This window comes from Halorussus gelatinilyticus (assembly GCF_023238445.1).
Taxonomy (GTDB): domain Archaea; phylum Halobacteriota; class Halobacteria; order Halobacteriales; family Haladaptataceae; genus Halorussus; species Halorussus gelatinilyticus.
Genome location: NZ_CP096658.1, coordinates 1,372,739 through 1,388,936, shown reverse-complemented (window position 1 = coordinate 1,388,936; position 16,198 = coordinate 1,372,739). Strand labels below are relative to the sequence as shown.

Genomic DNA, 16,198 nt, shown 5'->3' with positions numbered 1-16,198 from the left:
CGAAAGACCTCAAATAATAGCGAGGGTTTCCCTCGAAAATAGGAGAGCGGCCTCGTTGAAACCCTCGATTCTGACAGATTTTAGCGGTCGTGCGGAATACATAGCGCATCTGCTCCGGTAATATTCAGACTTCAAGTACTGAATAGATTAATCTGTAAGGAGTCACAACGAGGAGAATATGCCGGAGTTGACTGAACCGGAACTCAATCGAACAGAACGATGGACGCGAGATTACATTCTCGCAATTCTTCCCAGTAGATATGGTGACCCGGATGACCTGAGCGATGAGCAGGTATCGATTACAAGGTCAATTCTCGCCCAACAATACGTAGAACACGCGAACTTGAGCGTACTCTGGAAGACGGGGTTAATGCTACTTGCGTATGACCTGCTGTTCCACCTTGATTCGCAAATATATGGGCTAGTTCTCGGGATGCTCGGCAGTATCGCATTAGCGTTGCCGACGTTGTATACCCCAGAAATCCTCGCTGAGGACACCTTCGACCAACCCAATACGTTAATATCAGAGATTGAGTCTAAAGCGGAACTCTCTGTCAAAACAAATGTCGGCGTGGCTGGACTTGCAGTTGGGTTTGTCTTGCAGATATTTACTGTTTCAGGACCAATACCGAATGAATTGCTTACTCAAAACTATCTACAGGGTGTCATGCAGAACTGGCTCGGGTTTATCGCAATTCTAACTCTCGGATTCCTCATCCTGGGTGGCGGAATTTCTGATTTACACGAGCGGACAAAATCTCTATAATTCACCTATCGAAGCCGTATTGGTGGAATATGCGGCATAGACGCTCTGCATCCAGCAGACCGTTGGGACCATCCTCTGAGGTCACAACAGCGACAGGAGAACGACAGTAGTTACTGCGGCGGCGGCGATTTGGTCTCCTTCTCGTCTTCCACGTCGATGGGGATGCCCGACTCGCTGGTCTCGCCGAACCCGGCGCTCAGGATGCGGGTCAACGCGTCCTCGACGGTCTCGTCGGTCTCCTCGAACTCGCTCGGTTTCATCTCGACGACGAACCCGGTGGTGATGTTCGGTGCGGTCGGGAGGAAGAGCAGTTCGCGGCCGTCGTCGGTCGTTTTCCCCGTCTTGAACGCGGTCATCCGCATCCCCTGCCACGCCTCGACTTTGACGGGCGCTTGCAGGTCGGTCGAGTCCGAGAGGGCCGTCTCGGCCGCCATCTTCGAGGCGTTGTAGACGACGCGGAGGCCCGGAACCTGGTTCATCAGGCCGTCGATGGCGTTCTCCACGAGCGACCCGACCGCGGTCCGCATCATGTACCCGACGCTGAGGACCAGCATCGAGAACACCAGCAGGACGATGGTGACCCGGAGCGCCGACGAGGGGATTATCAGTCCGGGGACGAGTTCGTACGGTTTGATTTTTTCGAGGAACGGGAGGCCCGCCAGCATGGAGTACAGGTAGGCGATGATGTACGTCGTAACTATCAGGGGGGCGAGGACGATGAGACCGCTTGCGATGTCGCGTTTCCACGAGGACATTTGGTCGGAGTATCCGAACGCAGGTGTATAAACTAGATGTTATCGGCCGAACTTCGCGGCGGCCGACTACGGAACGCTCGTCACGGACCGCCGTCCGCGACGTAGTGAACTACCGATGCCCGTCGGAATCGGTCTGCGCACAGACCACTTGCTGGGAACCGTAGTGGTACCCGCAACCGAAGAACTTGAAGTCTATCATGAGTTCACCTCCAGTAGGTTGTTATCAGTTACCACGTAAATATACGTTGAGGTTCAGCATTAAATCAGCACAAAAACGTGCGTATTGATGCGTTTCGTGGGTTGAGTCGGCGAAGGTCGCGCGACCGCGACGCGTTCGGAGAACGATTCGACTGGCGGGTGACGCTATCCCAAGCAAATCACTTGACTGGAACCGTAGTGGTATCCACAGCCCCAAGCGAAGACGTCAACCATGTGTTCACCCCCAGCCCGTTGTTAGTATTTGCCACACGAATATATTTTGATTCTACGGGGATAAAATACGCCGTCGGTTCCCGAAATGCAGAGAATTAGCTCGGCGAAAGACCGTCCAGCCTATCGACCGAGGACGGCGCGGGCCGCGAACAGCAGGTTCTCCTTACGCTCCATCACGCGCCGGTAGAAGTACGAGAGCCACTTGTCGCCGTACGGGACGTACTGCCAGACCTCGTACTCCTCGGCGAGGTCGGTCTGAGCGTCCTCGCGCACGCCCATCAGCATCTGAATCTCGAAGTCGGTGCCGTACTCCTCGTGGAGTTCCTCGGCGAGCCGTATCATCCGGGGGTCGTGGCTTCCGACCGCGATACCGCCGTCGAACTGTTCGAACATGTATTCGAGTTGGCGCTCGTAGGCGGCGTTGACCGCGGACTTCTCCTCGTAGGCGACCTCGGCGGGCGGGTCGTAAGCGCCCTTGACGAGTCGAACCTTGCCGGGGAGGTCCGCGAGGCGCTCCAGGTCGTCGTCGGTGCGCTTGAGGTTCGCCTGCACGCAGACGCCGACGCCGCCCTCGTGCTTCCGGGCCAACTTCTCGAAGATGTCGAGGGTCGCGTCGGTCGTGTCGTGGTCCTCCATGTCTATCCAGACGAACACGTCGCGGTCGGCGGCGTAGTCCGCGATGCGCTCCACGTTCTCGTGGAAGACCTCGGTCCCCACGTCGAGACCGACCTGCGAGGGCTTGACCGAGATGCACGCCTCCGCCGCCGCGCTCTCGATGTCGGCCACGAGTCGGAGGTACGCCTCGGCGTCCTCGTCGGCGGGAGCGCGCTCGTGGTAGTGTTCGCCGAGCAGGTTCAGGATGGCCTTCACGTTCCGGTCGTTCAGGTCGCGGGCGTGTTCGAGCGCCTCGGCCGGCGACTCCCCCGCGACGAACCTGCTTGCGATGGGTGGAATCATTAGTCGGGCGTTGTGACCGGCGGGTCTTTAAGTTGGCCGATTCGCCGCCAGTGCCTCCGACGCGAGCGAACGGAGGCCTTCCGAAACGACTACTCGGTGGTCCCGACAGCCCGTGGCGACGACAGCGAACCCGAGACCGGCGACCGAACCGACGACGGAAACCGCAACCGTCTCGCGAGAACCACCCGCTTAAGACCCCCGCGCTCACTCATGGAAATATATGGGTGTCTTCGAGACCGTCGCAATCGCGCTGTGGGCGATGTTACCCGCGTACGTCCCGAACAACGCCGCGGTGCTGGCCGGTGGGGGCCGGCCCATCGACGGCGGGCGAACGTGGAACGGCCGCCGAATCCTCGGCGACGGGAAGACGTGGCGGGGAACCGCGATGGGGATTCTGGCCGGTGCGCTCCTCGGGGTGGCCCTCAACGCGGTCGAAGCGAGCGCGTCGGACCTGCTGGGCGTCGCCCTGCCGACGTTTCCGGCCGCGGTCCTGCTGGCGCTCCCGGCGGGCGCGATGCTCGGCGACATCGCGGCGTCGTTCCTCAAGCGCCGGACGGGTCGCCAGCGCGGCGCGGCGTTCCCCGGCGTGGACCAACTCGACTTCGTGGTGTTCGCGCTCCTGTTGGCGTTTCTCGCCGCACCGGACTGGTTCGGTGAGGTGTTCACCCTGTCGGTGCTGGTCGTCGTCGTGGTCGTGACGCCGCTGTTGCATCTCGTGACGAACGCCATCGCGTACGCGCTGGGACTGAAGGACGAGCCGTGGTAAAGGACCGTTTTCTTGCGTAAGGGGTCGCCGTCGGCGACCCCTCACGATAAAAAGCGCTACCAAAAAGCCTGCGCTCGCTCGGTCGCTCCGCTCTCTCGCTCGCGGTGAATCCCCGGTGCGAACCGTCACCGCTCTGGTACTGACTGCAACTGTTCGTGACCGCGAACACTTCGGCAGCACACTACCGAACAGTCGTCGCTGTCGGTCGAACAGTAGGTTTCGTCTCGTTACCTACTTCCGAACGGAACCTATTTGTGGGTTTGGCGACGATGGAGTCAGTAGTAAACATCCATGTCCTCGATGCACACTGAGACAGAGACGACCGAGACCGACGCGACCGAGACCAAGAACGCCGGCGCGTGCCCCGTCGTGGAAGCCATCGAGCAGATCGGCTCGCAGTGGCGGCTCGTGGTCCTCCACGACCTCCACGGCGACGGCGAGAAGCGCTTCAACGAACTCCAGCGCTCGACCGACGCGAGTTCCCGGACGCTCTCGCGGGTTCTGGACGACTTGGAGGAGGACGGGCTCGTAAACCGGCGCGTCGAGGACAAGCCAATCGCCACCTACTACAGCCTGACCGAGAAGAGTCGAGAGTTGTGCCCCGTCTTCTCGGAACTCGAATCGTGGGCCGACGAGTGGGTCGAGTCCCGCGTCGAAGCGTAACCGATCCGAGGCGACTCGCGCCAAACGGAACCGCTTTTCACTCCCGCCGCCCCGAGTTCTCGACATGACCAACGAGGAACTCATCGCGGCGCTCCGGGACGCTGACGCTGTGAAGTACGGCGAGTTCGAACTCTCCCACGGCGGCACGAGCGACTACTACGTGGACAAGTACCTCTTCGAGACCGACCCGGACTGTCTGGAACGCATCGCGGAGGCGTTCGCCGAACGCTTGGAGCGTGCCGAGTGGCACGCCGGCGACGAGAAGTTGGCGGGCGTCGCGCTGGGCGGGGTCCCGCTCGTCGCGGTCACGAGCGTCGAGACCGGGACGCCCTACGTCATCGCCCGCAAACAGCAGAAAGACTACGGGACGGCCAACCTCGTGGAGGGCCGACTCGACGAGGGCGAGGAGGTCGTCGTCCTCGAAGACATCGCCACGACCGGCCAGAGCGCGGCCGACGCGGTGGAGGCCCTTCGCGACGCCGGCGCGACGGTGAACCGCGTCCTCGTGGTCGTGGACCGCGAGGAGGGCGCGAGCGAGAACTTGGCCGAGTACGACGTGGAACTGGAGTCGTTGCTGACCGCGAGCGAACTGCTCGACGCCGAGTAGCCGCGACTGCGCAATCGCGGCGGGCCGCGATTGCGCAGTTCGAAACTACACGTTTGCGCAGTACTGCCGAAATCCTCTCGCTCTCCTATCGGTCTATTCAAGTTCGTGGAATACGACCGGACAGAACATGAACCGCGCAGAGAAGGCGACCCTGCAGTTGCAGGCGGTCGCCGTCCTCCGGATGCTGAAGGAGACCCGAACGTACGACGAACTCGCCGAGGTGACGAGCCTCCCGGCGGGCGATTTGAACCGCTACGTCAACGGTCACGTCCTGCCGAGCGTGGACCGCGCCGAGGAGATCGTCGGCGGCGTCGGCCGCGACGAACTCGCCGCCGAACTGGAGGCCCGGATTCGGGTGGACGACGAGGGGTACGTGGACAACTCCAGCGTCGTCTTCGACCAGTCGTTCCTCGACCTCGTGGCCCCCGTCGCGGCCGAGTCACTCGGGTTCGACCGTCCCGACGTGGTGCTGACCGCGGCGACCGACGGCATCACGCTTGGGGCCGCGATGGCCCGGAACTTCGACGCGCGGGTCGCCTACGCCAAGAAGTCCAAGGAGACCGCCGTCGAGGAGTTCATCGAGTCGCGCCAGCGCCTCCAGTCGGGCATCGAGTTGACCTACTACCTCCCGGCGTCGGCAATCGACGCGGGCGAGACCGTGCTGGTCGTGGACGACCTCATCCGGTCGGGCGAGACCCAAGAACTACTGTTGGACATCGTGGACCGCGCGGACGCTCGCGTCGGCGGCGTCTTCGCGCTCATCGCGGCCGGAGACGAGGGACTGGACCGCGCGAAGGGCCGAACCGAGGCCCCCGTGGGCGCGCTGACGACCTTCGAGGCGTAACCGAAGCGAAAACGACTGGCGTCTCGGCGTGGGCACGTCCGTGTAGACTTTTCGATTTTCTCACGGGTTACCCCGACGCATCCATGCAAGATTGTGCGTATATGCTTAGGTTCGATGGGAATAGTTAAGTACGCTTTCGAGAGTATGCTCACTCGTGCAATATGGGAATCGAAGAAACGAGTGATTCGCGCTCCGACTCGGGTGCGACCGGCGCGCTCGCGGAGTACTTCGGCTTCGAGGAGCACGGTACAGACCTTCGGACGGAGATTCTCGCGGGCGTGACCACGTTCCTGACGATGAGCTACATCGTCGTGGTCAACCCGGCCATCCTCTCGACGGCGATTCAACCGGCGGGCGTCGGTCCCGAACGGACGTTCCAGATGATAGCGGTCGTGACGCTCATCTCGGCGGCGGTGGCGACCCTGACGATGGCGTTCTACGCGAACCGACCGTTCGCGCAAGCGCCGGGACTCGGGCTGAACGCCTTCTTCGCGTTTACCGTCGTCGGCGCGCTCGGCGTCCCGTGGCAGACCGCACTCGCCGCGGTCGTCGTGGAGGGCGTCGTCTTCCTCGCCCTAACGGCGGTCGGAGCGCGCGAGTACATCATCCACCTATTCCCCGAACCCGTGAAACTCGCGGTCGGCGCGGGCATCGGTCTCTTCCTCGCCATCATCGGTCTCGAAGAGATGCGCGTCGTCGCGGGCGACAGCGCGACCTTCCTCACCTTCAACCCGGTGTTCGCGTCCGACCCGGTCGCCATCATCTCGGTCGTCGGTCTCTTCCTCACGCTCGCGCTCTACGCCCGCGGTCTCCGCGGGTCCATCGTCGTCGGTATCGTCCTGACCTCGCTGATGGGCTACGCCGCGAGCGCGCTGGGCTACTCGGCGTTCCCCGCCGACCAAGCCCCGCCGGGCATCACGCTCAAGGGGCCGATAGCGCTCGCGCCGAGCGTCTCGGCGACCTACGACGCCGCGGCGTACAACATCGCGCCGCTGGCGGGCGCGTTCGTGACCGGACTCCAGAACGTCGAGAGTTTCTCGTTCGCGCTCGTCGTCTTCACGTTCTTCTTCGTGGACTTCTTCGACACCGCGGGCACCCTCACGGGCGTCTCGCAGGCCGCGGGCTTCTTGGACGAGGACGGCAATCTCCCGGACATCGACAAGCCGCTGATGGCCGACGCGGTCGGCACCACGGTCGGCGGGATGCTCGGGACTTCGACGGTCACGACCTACATCGAGTCCTCGACCGGCGTCAAGGAGGGCGGCCGGACCGGTATGACCGCGCTCGTGGTCGGACTCCTCTTCCTCGCGTCGCTGGCGCTCGTCCCGCTGGCGACCGCCGTGCCGACCTACGCCTCGCACCTCGTGTTGGTCGTCATCGGCGTCGTGATGCTCCGGAACGTGGTCGAAATCGCGTGGGACGACCTGACCTACGCCGTCCCCGCGGGCATGACCATCCTCGTCATGCCGTTCACGTTCTCCATCGCCTACGGCATCGCGGCGGGCATCGTCTCTTACCCCATCGTCAAACTCGCCGCGGGCGAACTCGACGACACCCGGCCCGGCCACTGGGCGCTGGCGGCCGCGTTCGTCCTGTACTTCTTCGTCCGGACGAGCGGAATGCTTCAGGGTAACGTCTGAGGCGCGCTCATCCCTGTTCTTTCCTCACCTTCCGCGATTCCCCTGCGAGACGTTCTCTCCCTGCGGAAACACTTATGTCGTTATCTGTCGATTTACACTTCGACAATGAACGAGTACGACAGTCCGAAGCCGACCGACGACACGATTGCGAAGATCTACTACGCCGACGAGGAGGCGACGCAGGTGGACGCCGCGTTCATCATCGAGGACTGGGACTGGGTGATCGGGTTCGATCAGGTGGCGACCGACGAGTACGACTACGTCTCGATTCCCGCCGACAAGGTCATCGGGGTGAAGTCACCGGAGTACGCCTCGTTTTCGCGCAACGGCCGTCGCGTCGTCGGCTACGGCATCACCGACGGCGAGTTCGAGGACTTCGCGGACCTGCTCCCGGTCTGAACCGCGCTCGTCCGGTCCGGGAACCGTACGTTTAATTCTGTCCGTTTCGTGGACGGAGATATGAACCTGCCCTCCCTCCCGGACTCGCTCGGCGACGTGTCGCGCCGGTGGGTCGTCCGCGGCGTCGCGGCCCTGCTGGTCGTCTCGTTAGTCGCGCCCGCGGCCATCTCCGGTGCGACGCACGTCGCCACGACCGAGAACCCGACGAACCTGCGGGCGTCGGTGGACGACCCCGCGAACGGCACGACCGTCATCTCGATTCAGGGATTCCACTTCAAGGGAATGGCGAACGAGGACAAGCCCGCGCGCCTCCTCGCGGTCGGACCCCGCGGGAACGTGAAGTGGGTCCACAACGGGTCGGGCTTCGACGCTCGCTGGTTCTACGACGTGGACCCCCTCGACGATCGGAATCTGCTCGTGACCGCGACGACGCCGAACGCCACGCTGGTCTACGAGTTCGACCCGAAGACCCAAGAGCGCGTCTGGACCGAGCGCCTGCCCATCCACGACACCCACGACGTGGACCTGATAAACGGCGACCAACTGCTGGTCGCCAACATGCGCGCGCCGGACCGCAACGACCGCATCTTCGTCCACAACATGACGACCGACGAGACCGTCTGGGAGTGGAAGTTCGAGGAACACGGCTACGAGGCCTCCGGCGGCGGCGGGAAGGCCGACTGGACCCACGTCAACGACGTGGACAAGATCGGCGAGGGCGAGTATCTGGTCTCGCCGCGGAACTTCGACCAGGTAATCGTCGTGAACCGCTCGACCGACAGCGTGACGATGCGGCTCGGGAGCGACGACAACCACAGCACGCTCTACGAACAGCACAACCCGCAATTTCTCGAAAGCGAGAACGGCACGCCGACGATGCTGGTCGCCGACAGCGAGAACGACCGCATCGTGGAGTACGCCAAGACCGACGCTAACGCCCCGGTCGGAAGCGGGTGGACGAAGACGTGGAGCATCGGCACCCGCGGGCTGAACTGGCCCCGCGACGCCGACCGCCTGCCGAACGGCAACACGCTGGTCGTGGACACGATGCACCACCGCGTCTTCGAGGTGACGCCGACCGGGACGGTCGTCTGGGAGTTCCACGCGCCGTGGGCACCCTACGACGCAGAGCGCATCACCTACGACGACGAGGCCGGCGGCCCGACGATGCGCGACCTCGGGAAGTCGGGGAGCTACGACCTCAGCGGGAGCGGACTCAAGGTCTCGGGCGGGGGCACGAAGACGGTCTCGTTCTGGCTGGTCGAGACGTTCCACGGGACGCCGGTAGCGGCGCAGGCGAAGGAACTGGCCCGGACGTGGGCGCACGTCACGCCGTGGATTCGCCCGGTCTGGATGACGAGTTGGGAGTTCCTCGCCGCGATTCTGGCCGGGGGCGTCCTCCTCGCGTGGGGTCTCGGCGAAGCGGTCTACCAGCGACGCCGGATTCGCCGCGGCGTCTCGCGGCTGGCGAACCGGGTCCGGCGACCGGTGGAGTGAGATTTTCTGCGTCGGGAGTTCGCTCGCGTTCGGATTACGAGAAGTACCTACCCGTCTATAACATATCTACACCCACTCGAAGAATAGATTTTCAATTCCTTCTGCGTTCGCGTCACACCCTTCCGCGACCACCACGCTCTTCCGCGTAAAGTCCCTACTGACTAACATGGCGAACCTCGAACTGTACGAACTCGACGGCTGTCCGTACTGCGCGAAGGTCATCGACAAACTCGACGAACTCGACCTCGACTACGAGTCCCACATGGTCGCCGGTCCCAAGTCCGAGCGCGACGAGGTCGAGGAGGTCAGCGGTCAGCGCGGCGTCCCCGTGCTGGTTGACGAGGAGAACGGCGTCGAAGGAATGCCCGAGAGCGACGACATCGTGGAGTACCTCGACGAGGAGTACGGCAGCGGCGCGGCGTAACGACTCGGTTCGTTATTTTCCGGTACGGTACGGTGTAGAAGAGTCAGTTCGAGAGCGCTCAGGCCGGTTTCTCGCCGCGCTCCCGAATCAGCTCCCGCAGTTCGTCGGGGTCGTCGATGTCCTCCAACTCCTCGCGCTCGACGAGGCCCGTGCCGTCCACGCTCTCGCGCTTGGCCTCGTCCACGAAGTAGACCGAGCGCGTCCGGGCGACCTCGCCGATGGAGGACATGATGCGGGCACGCTTCTCGGCGGCCTTGGTGAACGCCGAGTGGCCCGTCAGGACGTTCTCCTCGCTGGAGTTGTCCTCGCTGACGGTCTTGAACGGCGCACGGACGGTGGGGTGAACCTCGAAGCCAGCGCGGGTGAGAACGGTGACGATACGCTCGTCGTCGTCCTCCGGTTCGGGGTCGTCGGGCGTGGGTTCGCCCTCGCGGACCTCGTCGGCCCCTTCGAGGACGTCCACGGGGCTGGTCAGGTCGCCCTCGAACATGTCTTCGAGTTCGAGCGCCACGTCCACGCTGGCGTTCATGCCGTCCTCGTACTTCGAGACGGTGCGCCGGGAGACGCCCAGTTCGGAGGCCAGACGGCCGAGGCTCCAGCCGCGCTCCTCGCGCTCGTCGCGCAACACGTCGCCGTCGATGTTGACGTAGAGACCGCCGGGCGCGGCGTAGACCAGCGGCGACATCCCCTCGACGAACAGTTCCATCGCGGTGTCCGGACTCAGCACGGGGACGCCGTGTCGGAAGTAGACGACGCCGGGTTCCAACTCCTCGTCGCGGGTTCGGAGGCCGACGACGACCGGCGTTGCGCTGAGGTAATCGCCGAGTCGTCGCATCTCTAGACCGGTGGCACCGTCGAACGCGTCGACGTTCGCCAGCACCTTTAGCAAGAGCAAGTCGCGGCCGCGGCGCGCGGCCACGTCGAAGCTCTTGGGTCGGATTGCGCACCGGTCGCTGACCGTGAATCCCGCGTCCTCCAGCATTGCGGTCACGTTCCCGACCAGTGCAGACCGGGACATATCCGCATGTAAGTGATTCCCCTATATATGCGTTGTGCTGGTCGTACCCCCGCCGCTGCTTGCGATTGGCCGGGCGAGCGGCGGTAGTTTGATAACGATAGACGGGGCGGCTCCGAAAGTCGTTAATCCGACACGCACCAACGGGGAGCCGTGACGGTCATCGGCGTGGACGACACCGACTCCCGCGAACGGGGGATGTGTACGACCTATCTCGCGGCCGAACTCGCCGAGCGCCTGCGTGAGGGCGGACGCACCGACGAGGACGCGAGTTCGGACGACTCGGACGGGGGCGCGGGTTCGGACAACCCCGACGAGGGCGCGAGCGTCGAGCGACTGCTCCTCGTCCGACTCAACCCCGCGGTCGAACACAAGACCCGCGGGAACGCCGCGCTCGCGGTCCACACCGACGCCGACCCGGAGACGGCCTTCGAAATCGCCCGCGAGGAGGTCGCCCGAGTTGCCGAGACCGACGACCCGCGGACGAATCCCGGACTCGTCGTCGCGCCGGGCGCCCCCGGAGACGCGCCCGAAGCGGTCGCGGAGTTCGCTCGCAGCGCAGTCCGCGACCGCCTCGCAATCGAGGACGCCGAGGCGGTAATCGAGGACGCGGGCTACCGGAGCGACGGCTGGAAACTCGGACGGGGACGAATCGGCGCACTCGCGGCGGTCGGCGCGTGGAGAGCGTTCGGCGGGCAGGCCGCGGTCGGCGGCGGCGATTCCGTCGGAATCGCCGCCGACTGGACCTACGAGTGCATCTCCTACCGCGAACGGGAGCGCGTCGGGACCCCTCGGGAGGTAGACGCCGAGTCGGTCTTCGACGCCGCGGACGCGGCCTACCCCGCCGCGTGGGACACCGTGGATCGCGAGACCGGCGAGTTGGTCTGCGTCCCGCACACGCCCGGTCCCATCCTCCACGGGATTCGGGGCGACGACCACGCCACCGTCCGGGAAGTCGCGGAAGCCATCGAGAGCGAACCGGTCTCGCGCCGCGCGCTCTTCGTGACGAATCAGGGCACCGACGCCCACCTCCGGGACGCCGGCGGTCTCGAAGCGGTCGAGGACGGCCGGGCCTACCGCGTCGAGGGCACGGTCGCCGAAGCGCCCGAGACCCGACGGGGCGGCCACGTCTTCTTCGCGCTGGAGGACTCCGAATCCGGCGCGAAACTCCGGTGCGCCGCCTTCGAACCGACCAAACGCTTCCGCGACCGAGTGCGCGACCTCCGGCCCGGCGACCGAATCGCGGCCTGCGGCGAAGTCTCGGACGGCACCCTCAAACTCGAAAAGTTCGCCGTGCGCGAGTTGGACCGGACCGAACTCGTCACCCCCGACTGCCCGGACTGCGGCCGGTCGATGGAGAGCGCCGGGGCCGGGCAGGGCTACCGGTGTCGGGACTGCAAGACCGCGGCGGACGGGAAAGTCGAACGCGAGGTCGAGCGGGAGCTGGAGGTCGGCTGGTACGAGGTACCTCCGGAAGCTCGCAGGCACATCGCCAAGCCGCTGGTTCGCGGGGGGTTCGATGCGCCGATTCATCCGGAGAAATGACAGGGGCAGAACGTGTTACGTCTCGCGGAACGGGCCCGAGCGAAACGCCCAGTAGACGGCCGCGCCGTCGGCGAGTGGCCTTCTTCAAGGAGCAGTGACGTGGCCGAGTGGGTTGTGGCGCTGTTCTCCAGAAAATTATTCGTCCCTCGACTGTGAGATACGGGGTATGGTTCCCCAACTCGGTCGGCGTTCCCTCCTCCAGTCTGCGGGGATGGCCTGTATCGCGGGCGTTTCCGGGTGTACGGCGTTCGGCGGCGAGTCGGAGTCGACGACGCCGCAACTGGTCGAACTGACCGCGCTCAATCAGGACGACGAACCACACAAGGTTCACGTCCGAATCGAACGGGAGGGCGAGACCGTGTATCGGGAGTCGAAGCGAGTGGAGGCGGACGGCCCAAACGGGTCAGGGGCGGCCGTGTTCACCGGCTATCCGACGCGGTCTGGGCCCTACGTCCTCTCTGCGTGGCGAGACGACCGCCAAGAGAGGCAAGCTGACACACTCGATTTTGCGGAGTTTGATTCCGAGTGTCTCGGGGTTGTCGCACAGCTCGGACAGTCCGGAACGGATACCGACGACCCCCGTCTCGCCATCTTCCACACGACCAACTGCGCCGGATAGGCGGTGGAACCGAGCAGTCGCTTATCTCAAGTGCACCTACGCCCGTTCGAACCGCTCGCTGTACGGCAGAGACTTGAGATCAGTTGCTCGTCACGACTTCAGCCCGCTTCCCGTCAGCGGCACCACGACCTCGTCCCCTTCGTCCAGTACGCCGCGCTCGCGGAACTCCGCGAGCGCGGCGGGCGCGACGGCGCAGGTCGGTTCGGTGTAGAACCCGCCGCGGTGGAGTCCGTCGAGAGCCTCCGCGACCGAGTCCGAATCGAGCGCGATGGCGTCGCCGTCCGTCGCGTCGATGGCGGCGAGAATCTGGTCCTTCCGGGCGGGGTCGAGAATCTGGATGCCGTCGGCGACCGCGTTGTCGCCCGCGGCGGCCTCGTCGCCGTGCAGTTCCTCGGCGACGGGCGCGTATCCGGCGGCCTGCGCGCCGAGCAGGCGGGGCATCCGGTCGGTCCAGCCGGCCGCCTTCAGCGCCCGAAAGCCGCGGTAGGCTCCGAGGAAGAGCGTGCCGTGGCCCAGCGGCGTGACCACGGCGTCCGGAACTTCCCAGTCGCGCTGGGCCGCCACCTCGAAGGCGAAGGTCGAAGTGCCCGCGAAGAACGCCGGATTCCACGCGTGGCTGGCGTACCAGCCCGCGCTGTTTTCGGATTCCACGGCCTCGATGCAGGCGTCGGTCACGTCCTGTCGCGTACCCTCGACGCGAATCGGAGTCGCGCCGACGCGCTCGATGGCCGCGAGTTTCGAGTCCTTGGCGTCGGCCGGGACGTAGACGTCGGCGTCGATGCCGGCGCGGGCGGCGTACTGGGCGATGGCCGCCCCGGCGTTGCCCGACGAGTCCTCGACGACCGTTTCGACGCCCAGTTGCGCGGCGCGCGAGAGGGTCGCGGTCGCGCCGCGGTCCTTGAAACTCCCCGAAGGGAAGACGTACTCCAGTTTGAACTGGACGTTCTCTTCCCAGTTCGCCGAGGCGGGTTCTTCGAGCGGCGTGAACCCCTCGCCGAGCGTGACCTCGGGCGAGACCGGCAGGAAGTCCTCGAACGCCCAGAGGCCGGCGCGGGTGTCCAACTCGGCGAAGTCGGGCGCGGGACCGTCCGGTCGCGGGCGGTCGGCGAATTCGAGCGGATGGCCGCAGTCACAGCGCCACGGTTCGTCCGGGCCGGCGTCGTAGGTCCGGCCGCAGTCGGGGCAGGCGAGGTCGGTCGGCATACTCGGTACTGTCGCGCTCGGGCATCAATAGTTATCGGAGGAGCGCCGCGCTCGGGGGACGGCCGAAGGGGGAGACCGCAGGTCGAGCGGAGGACGCAGGTCGAGTGCAGGAGGCGACGCTCAGAACTCGTCTACGTCAGTGCCGACCGAACAGACGTACTCGCCGGTCGCCACTTGGGGCAGGCGGCGCGAGCGCCAGAAGACGCCGCGGTCGTCCGCGGTCACTTCCGCCTTCAGTTGGCCGAAGGGATCGGTCACCTCGAAGATGACGTCGCCGACCTCGACGGCGTCGCCCAACTCCTTCCGGAACCGGACGAGACCGCCCGAAGGCGACCCGTAGCGGTCGAATCCGGTCGCGCGAGTCTGGGGTGTGAGGTCCACGTCGCCGTCGAGGAAGCCGTAGTAGCGTAGGACGTTGAACACGCCCTCGACGCCGTACCGGATGCTCTCCTCGTCCCAACCCACGCAGCCGCCGAGTTCCGGGTCGATGGTCGGGATGCCCTCGTCGGGACCCGCGCGGGCGAGTTGGCCGTCCGGTCCCTTCTGGTCGAGGACGTGCCCGCAGCCGAAAACCTTGGCGAGTTCGAGGCACTCGTCGTGGAGGCGGTGGCGCTGGCCGCACCGGACCCGGACCTCGTTGAGCATCTGACTGGTCGAGCCCTGATGCAGGTCCAAAATCAGGTCGGCGCGCGAGGCGGCCTCGAAGGTCGCGGCCGCGATGCGCTCGCTGGAGGTCCCCGACTCGTCGCCGGGGTAGGTGCGGTTCATCTTCGTGTCGTCGATGGGGTTGCGGTGTTCGGCCACCTGAAAGGCGTGGTAGTTGACGATGCCGACCACGAGAATCGTCCCCGAGAGGTCCGCGGGCGGAATCTGCGGAATCGCCCGCTGGAGGACCCCGAGACCGTTCAGTTCGTCGCCGTCGCTGACCGCCTGTACGTAGAGCGTCGGGCCGTCCGCCGCGCCGTTGACGACCGCGACCGGGAGACCGAACTCGCCGCCGTCACGCGTTTCGCCGACCTGCAACCGCCCGGTGTCAATCTCGCCGGGGGCGGCACTCGCCGTTCCGAGCGTCTTCATTATACCATAACGGACGCCTACACGCCCTTTAGCGGTTCGGTCTCGGCGAAGAAGGACGAACGTCGAGACGGTGACGAACGGAGAAGTCGCGAGGACGAGCAGTTGGAGTGAGCGACGGGAGCGAGCGACGAGGTTCCGACGATTACAGTCCGACCCAGACGGTCCGCACGTCGTCGTCCGGGAAGTGCCAGCGTTGCTCCGGACGGCCGTGCTTCTCGCGGAGTTCGATTCGGGCGTCGAACAGCGAGGAGAGTCGCCGGACCGGCTTCGAGTCGTCGGCGACCGGCAGGTGGTAGTGGGCCATCCCGCCGACGCCGCGGACGTGGTCGCCGACCGCGCTGACGAACCGGTCGACCGCCGTGGGGTCGTGACGGTTCACGAGGTACGAGAGGGTGAACACCGAGATGCGGAGTTCGGCGGGGTCGAATCCGGACTCGGAGATTTTCGCGGTCGTGATGGCGTTGCAGAGCGCACTCTGGAAGTCGTCGAGGTCGCGCGCGACCGACGACGAGTCGGTGTCGAACGCCGACGAGTCGGTTTCGGAAGCCACGGCGTCGGTCGCCGAGCGAGCGGAAGCGGCGGGCGTCGCGACGCTCGCGGTCCGGGTCCCCGAGTCGTACTGGAGGAAGCGGACCCGCTCGTCGGTCGCCCGAACGTCGCCGGGCAGGAGGACGGGGGCGTCCTCTCGGTCGTGGTCGGTCAGCGCGAGGAGTCGAGTCCGAGTCACCTCCGGCGCGCCGAGGAGTTTCCGCGTCGTGCGGTGAGACGCCTCCTCGCGCACGTTCCCCGTCACGAGCAGGTTACAGCCGTTTCGTTTCAGTCGCTTGAGCTTCCGGCGGATGTCCGCTATCGGAACGTCGCTCGAATCGTCGCTCATATCGGCTATAGACGGCTATGTATGATTTAAAATTTGTTACTCGTCGTGTAGGTATAATACTATGAGAGTCTATTTCGACCGATGGACGCGACGAGAAATTACGTGAGCGAGA

17 protein-coding genes are annotated in these 16,198 nt (G+C 65.0%); 11 read left to right on the top strand and 6 right to left on the bottom strand.

The window, feature by feature from the left end:
• Positions 1–178 precede the first annotated feature (178 nt).
• A complete protein-coding gene (locus tag M0R88_RS07210; protein ID WP_248656262.1) occupies positions 179–766 on the top strand; it encodes a hypothetical protein in 588 nt (195 codons plus the stop codon).
• 110 nt (positions 767–876) lie between these two features.
• Here the strand turns inward: M0R88_RS07210 and M0R88_RS07205 are convergent, their stop codons facing one another.
• The gene (locus tag M0R88_RS07205; RefSeq protein ID WP_248656261.1) at positions 877–1,521 is read right to left on the bottom strand and encodes a DUF502 domain-containing protein; all 645 of its coding nucleotides are present in this window, start codon (positions 1,519–1,521) and stop codon (positions 877–879) included.
• A gap of 552 nt (positions 1,522–2,073) precedes the next feature.
• Positions 2,074–2,910, bottom strand: a complete 837-nt coding sequence (locus M0R88_RS07200) for a proline dehydrogenase family protein (RefSeq protein WP_248656260.1) — start codon at positions 2,908–2,910, stop codon at positions 2,074–2,076.
• 220 nt (positions 2,911–3,130) lie between these two features.
• On the opposite strand from M0R88_RS07200, the gene M0R88_RS07195 reads away from it, so the two are divergent.
• The 8 genes from M0R88_RS07195 (at position 3,131) to M0R88_RS07160 (ending at position 9,750) form a co-directional block, all read left to right on the top strand.
• On the top strand, positions 3,131–3,676 hold the full coding sequence (locus tag M0R88_RS07195) for a CDP-2,3-bis-(O-geranylgeranyl)-sn-glycerol synthase (protein WP_248656259.1): 546 nt from the start codon (positions 3,131–3,133) through the stop codon (positions 3,674–3,676).
• 300 nt (positions 3,677–3,976) lie between these two features.
• Positions 3,977–4,339 (top strand): winged helix-turn-helix transcriptional regulator, encoded by a 363-nt coding sequence (locus tag M0R88_RS07190; RefSeq protein ID WP_248656258.1) that lies wholly within the window; start codon positions 3,977–3,979, stop codon positions 4,337–4,339.
• Positions 4,340–4,403: 64 nt separating this feature from the next.
• Complete coding sequence (gene pyrE / locus M0R88_RS07185) at positions 4,404–4,946, top strand: orotate phosphoribosyltransferase (protein WP_248656257.1); 543 nt, start codon at positions 4,404–4,406, stop codon at positions 4,944–4,946.
• A 127-nt stretch (positions 4,947–5,073) separates the two neighbouring features.
• A complete protein-coding gene (locus M0R88_RS07180; RefSeq protein ID WP_248656256.1) occupies positions 5,074–5,790 on the top strand; it encodes a phosphoribosyltransferase family protein in 717 nt (238 codons plus the stop codon).
• Positions 5,791–5,951: 161 nt separating this feature from the next.
• Entirely contained in the window at positions 5,952–7,430 is a 1,479-nt protein-coding gene (locus M0R88_RS07175) for an NCS2 family permease (RefSeq protein ID WP_248656255.1), read from the top strand.
• A gap of 105 nt (positions 7,431–7,535) precedes the next feature.
• Positions 7,536–7,829, top strand: a complete 294-nt coding sequence (locus tag M0R88_RS07170) for a hypothetical protein (RefSeq protein WP_248656254.1) — start codon at positions 7,536–7,538, stop codon at positions 7,827–7,829.
• 60 nt (positions 7,830–7,889) lie between these two features.
• Entirely contained in the window at positions 7,890–9,326 is a 1,437-nt protein-coding gene (locus M0R88_RS07165; protein WP_248656253.1) for an arylsulfotransferase family protein, read from the top strand.
• A gap of 166 nt (positions 9,327–9,492) precedes the next feature.
• Positions 9,493–9,750, top strand: coding sequence for a glutathione S-transferase N-terminal domain-containing protein (locus M0R88_RS07160; RefSeq protein ID WP_248656252.1), 258 nt, complete (start codon positions 9,493–9,495; stop codon positions 9,748–9,750).
• A 58-nt stretch (positions 9,751–9,808) separates the two neighbouring features.
• Here the strand turns inward: M0R88_RS07160 and M0R88_RS07155 are convergent, their stop codons facing one another.
• Entirely contained in the window at positions 9,809–10,768 is a 960-nt protein-coding gene (locus M0R88_RS07155; protein WP_248656251.1) for a transcriptional regulator, read from the bottom strand.
• 150 nt (positions 10,769–10,918) lie between these two features.
• Between M0R88_RS07155 and M0R88_RS07150 the strand changes: the two genes are divergently transcribed.
• Together M0R88_RS07150 and M0R88_RS07145 are read left to right on the top strand one after the other, a co-directional pair.
• Complete coding sequence (locus M0R88_RS07150; protein ID WP_248656250.1) at positions 10,919–12,310, top strand: tRNA(Ile)(2)-agmatinylcytidine synthase; 1,392 nt, start codon at positions 10,919–10,921, stop codon at positions 12,308–12,310.
• A gap of 166 nt (positions 12,311–12,476) precedes the next feature.
• Entirely contained in the window at positions 12,477–12,929 is a 453-nt protein-coding gene (locus tag M0R88_RS07145; RefSeq protein WP_248656249.1) for a hypothetical protein, read from the top strand.
• A 90-nt stretch (positions 12,930–13,019) separates the two neighbouring features.
• Here the strand turns inward: M0R88_RS07145 and M0R88_RS07140 are convergent, their stop codons facing one another.
• The 3 genes from M0R88_RS07140 to M0R88_RS07130 form a co-directional block, all read right to left on the bottom strand.
• A complete protein-coding gene (locus M0R88_RS07140) occupies positions 13,020–14,132 on the bottom strand; it encodes a pyridoxal-phosphate dependent enzyme (protein WP_248656248.1) in 1,113 nt (370 codons plus the stop codon).
• A gap of 120 nt (positions 14,133–14,252) precedes the next feature.
• Positions 14,253–15,209 carry a succinylglutamate desuccinylase/aspartoacylase family protein gene (locus M0R88_RS07135; protein ID WP_248656247.1) on the bottom strand — a complete coding sequence of 319 codons (957 nt, stop codon included), beginning with the start codon at positions 15,207–15,209 and terminating at the stop codon, positions 14,253–14,255.
• Positions 15,210–15,351: 142 nt separating this feature from the next.
• Entirely contained in the window at positions 15,352–16,086 is a 735-nt protein-coding gene (locus M0R88_RS07130; RefSeq protein ID WP_248656246.1) for a DUF7504 family protein, read from the bottom strand.
• Positions 16,087–16,198: the final 112 nt, after the last annotated feature.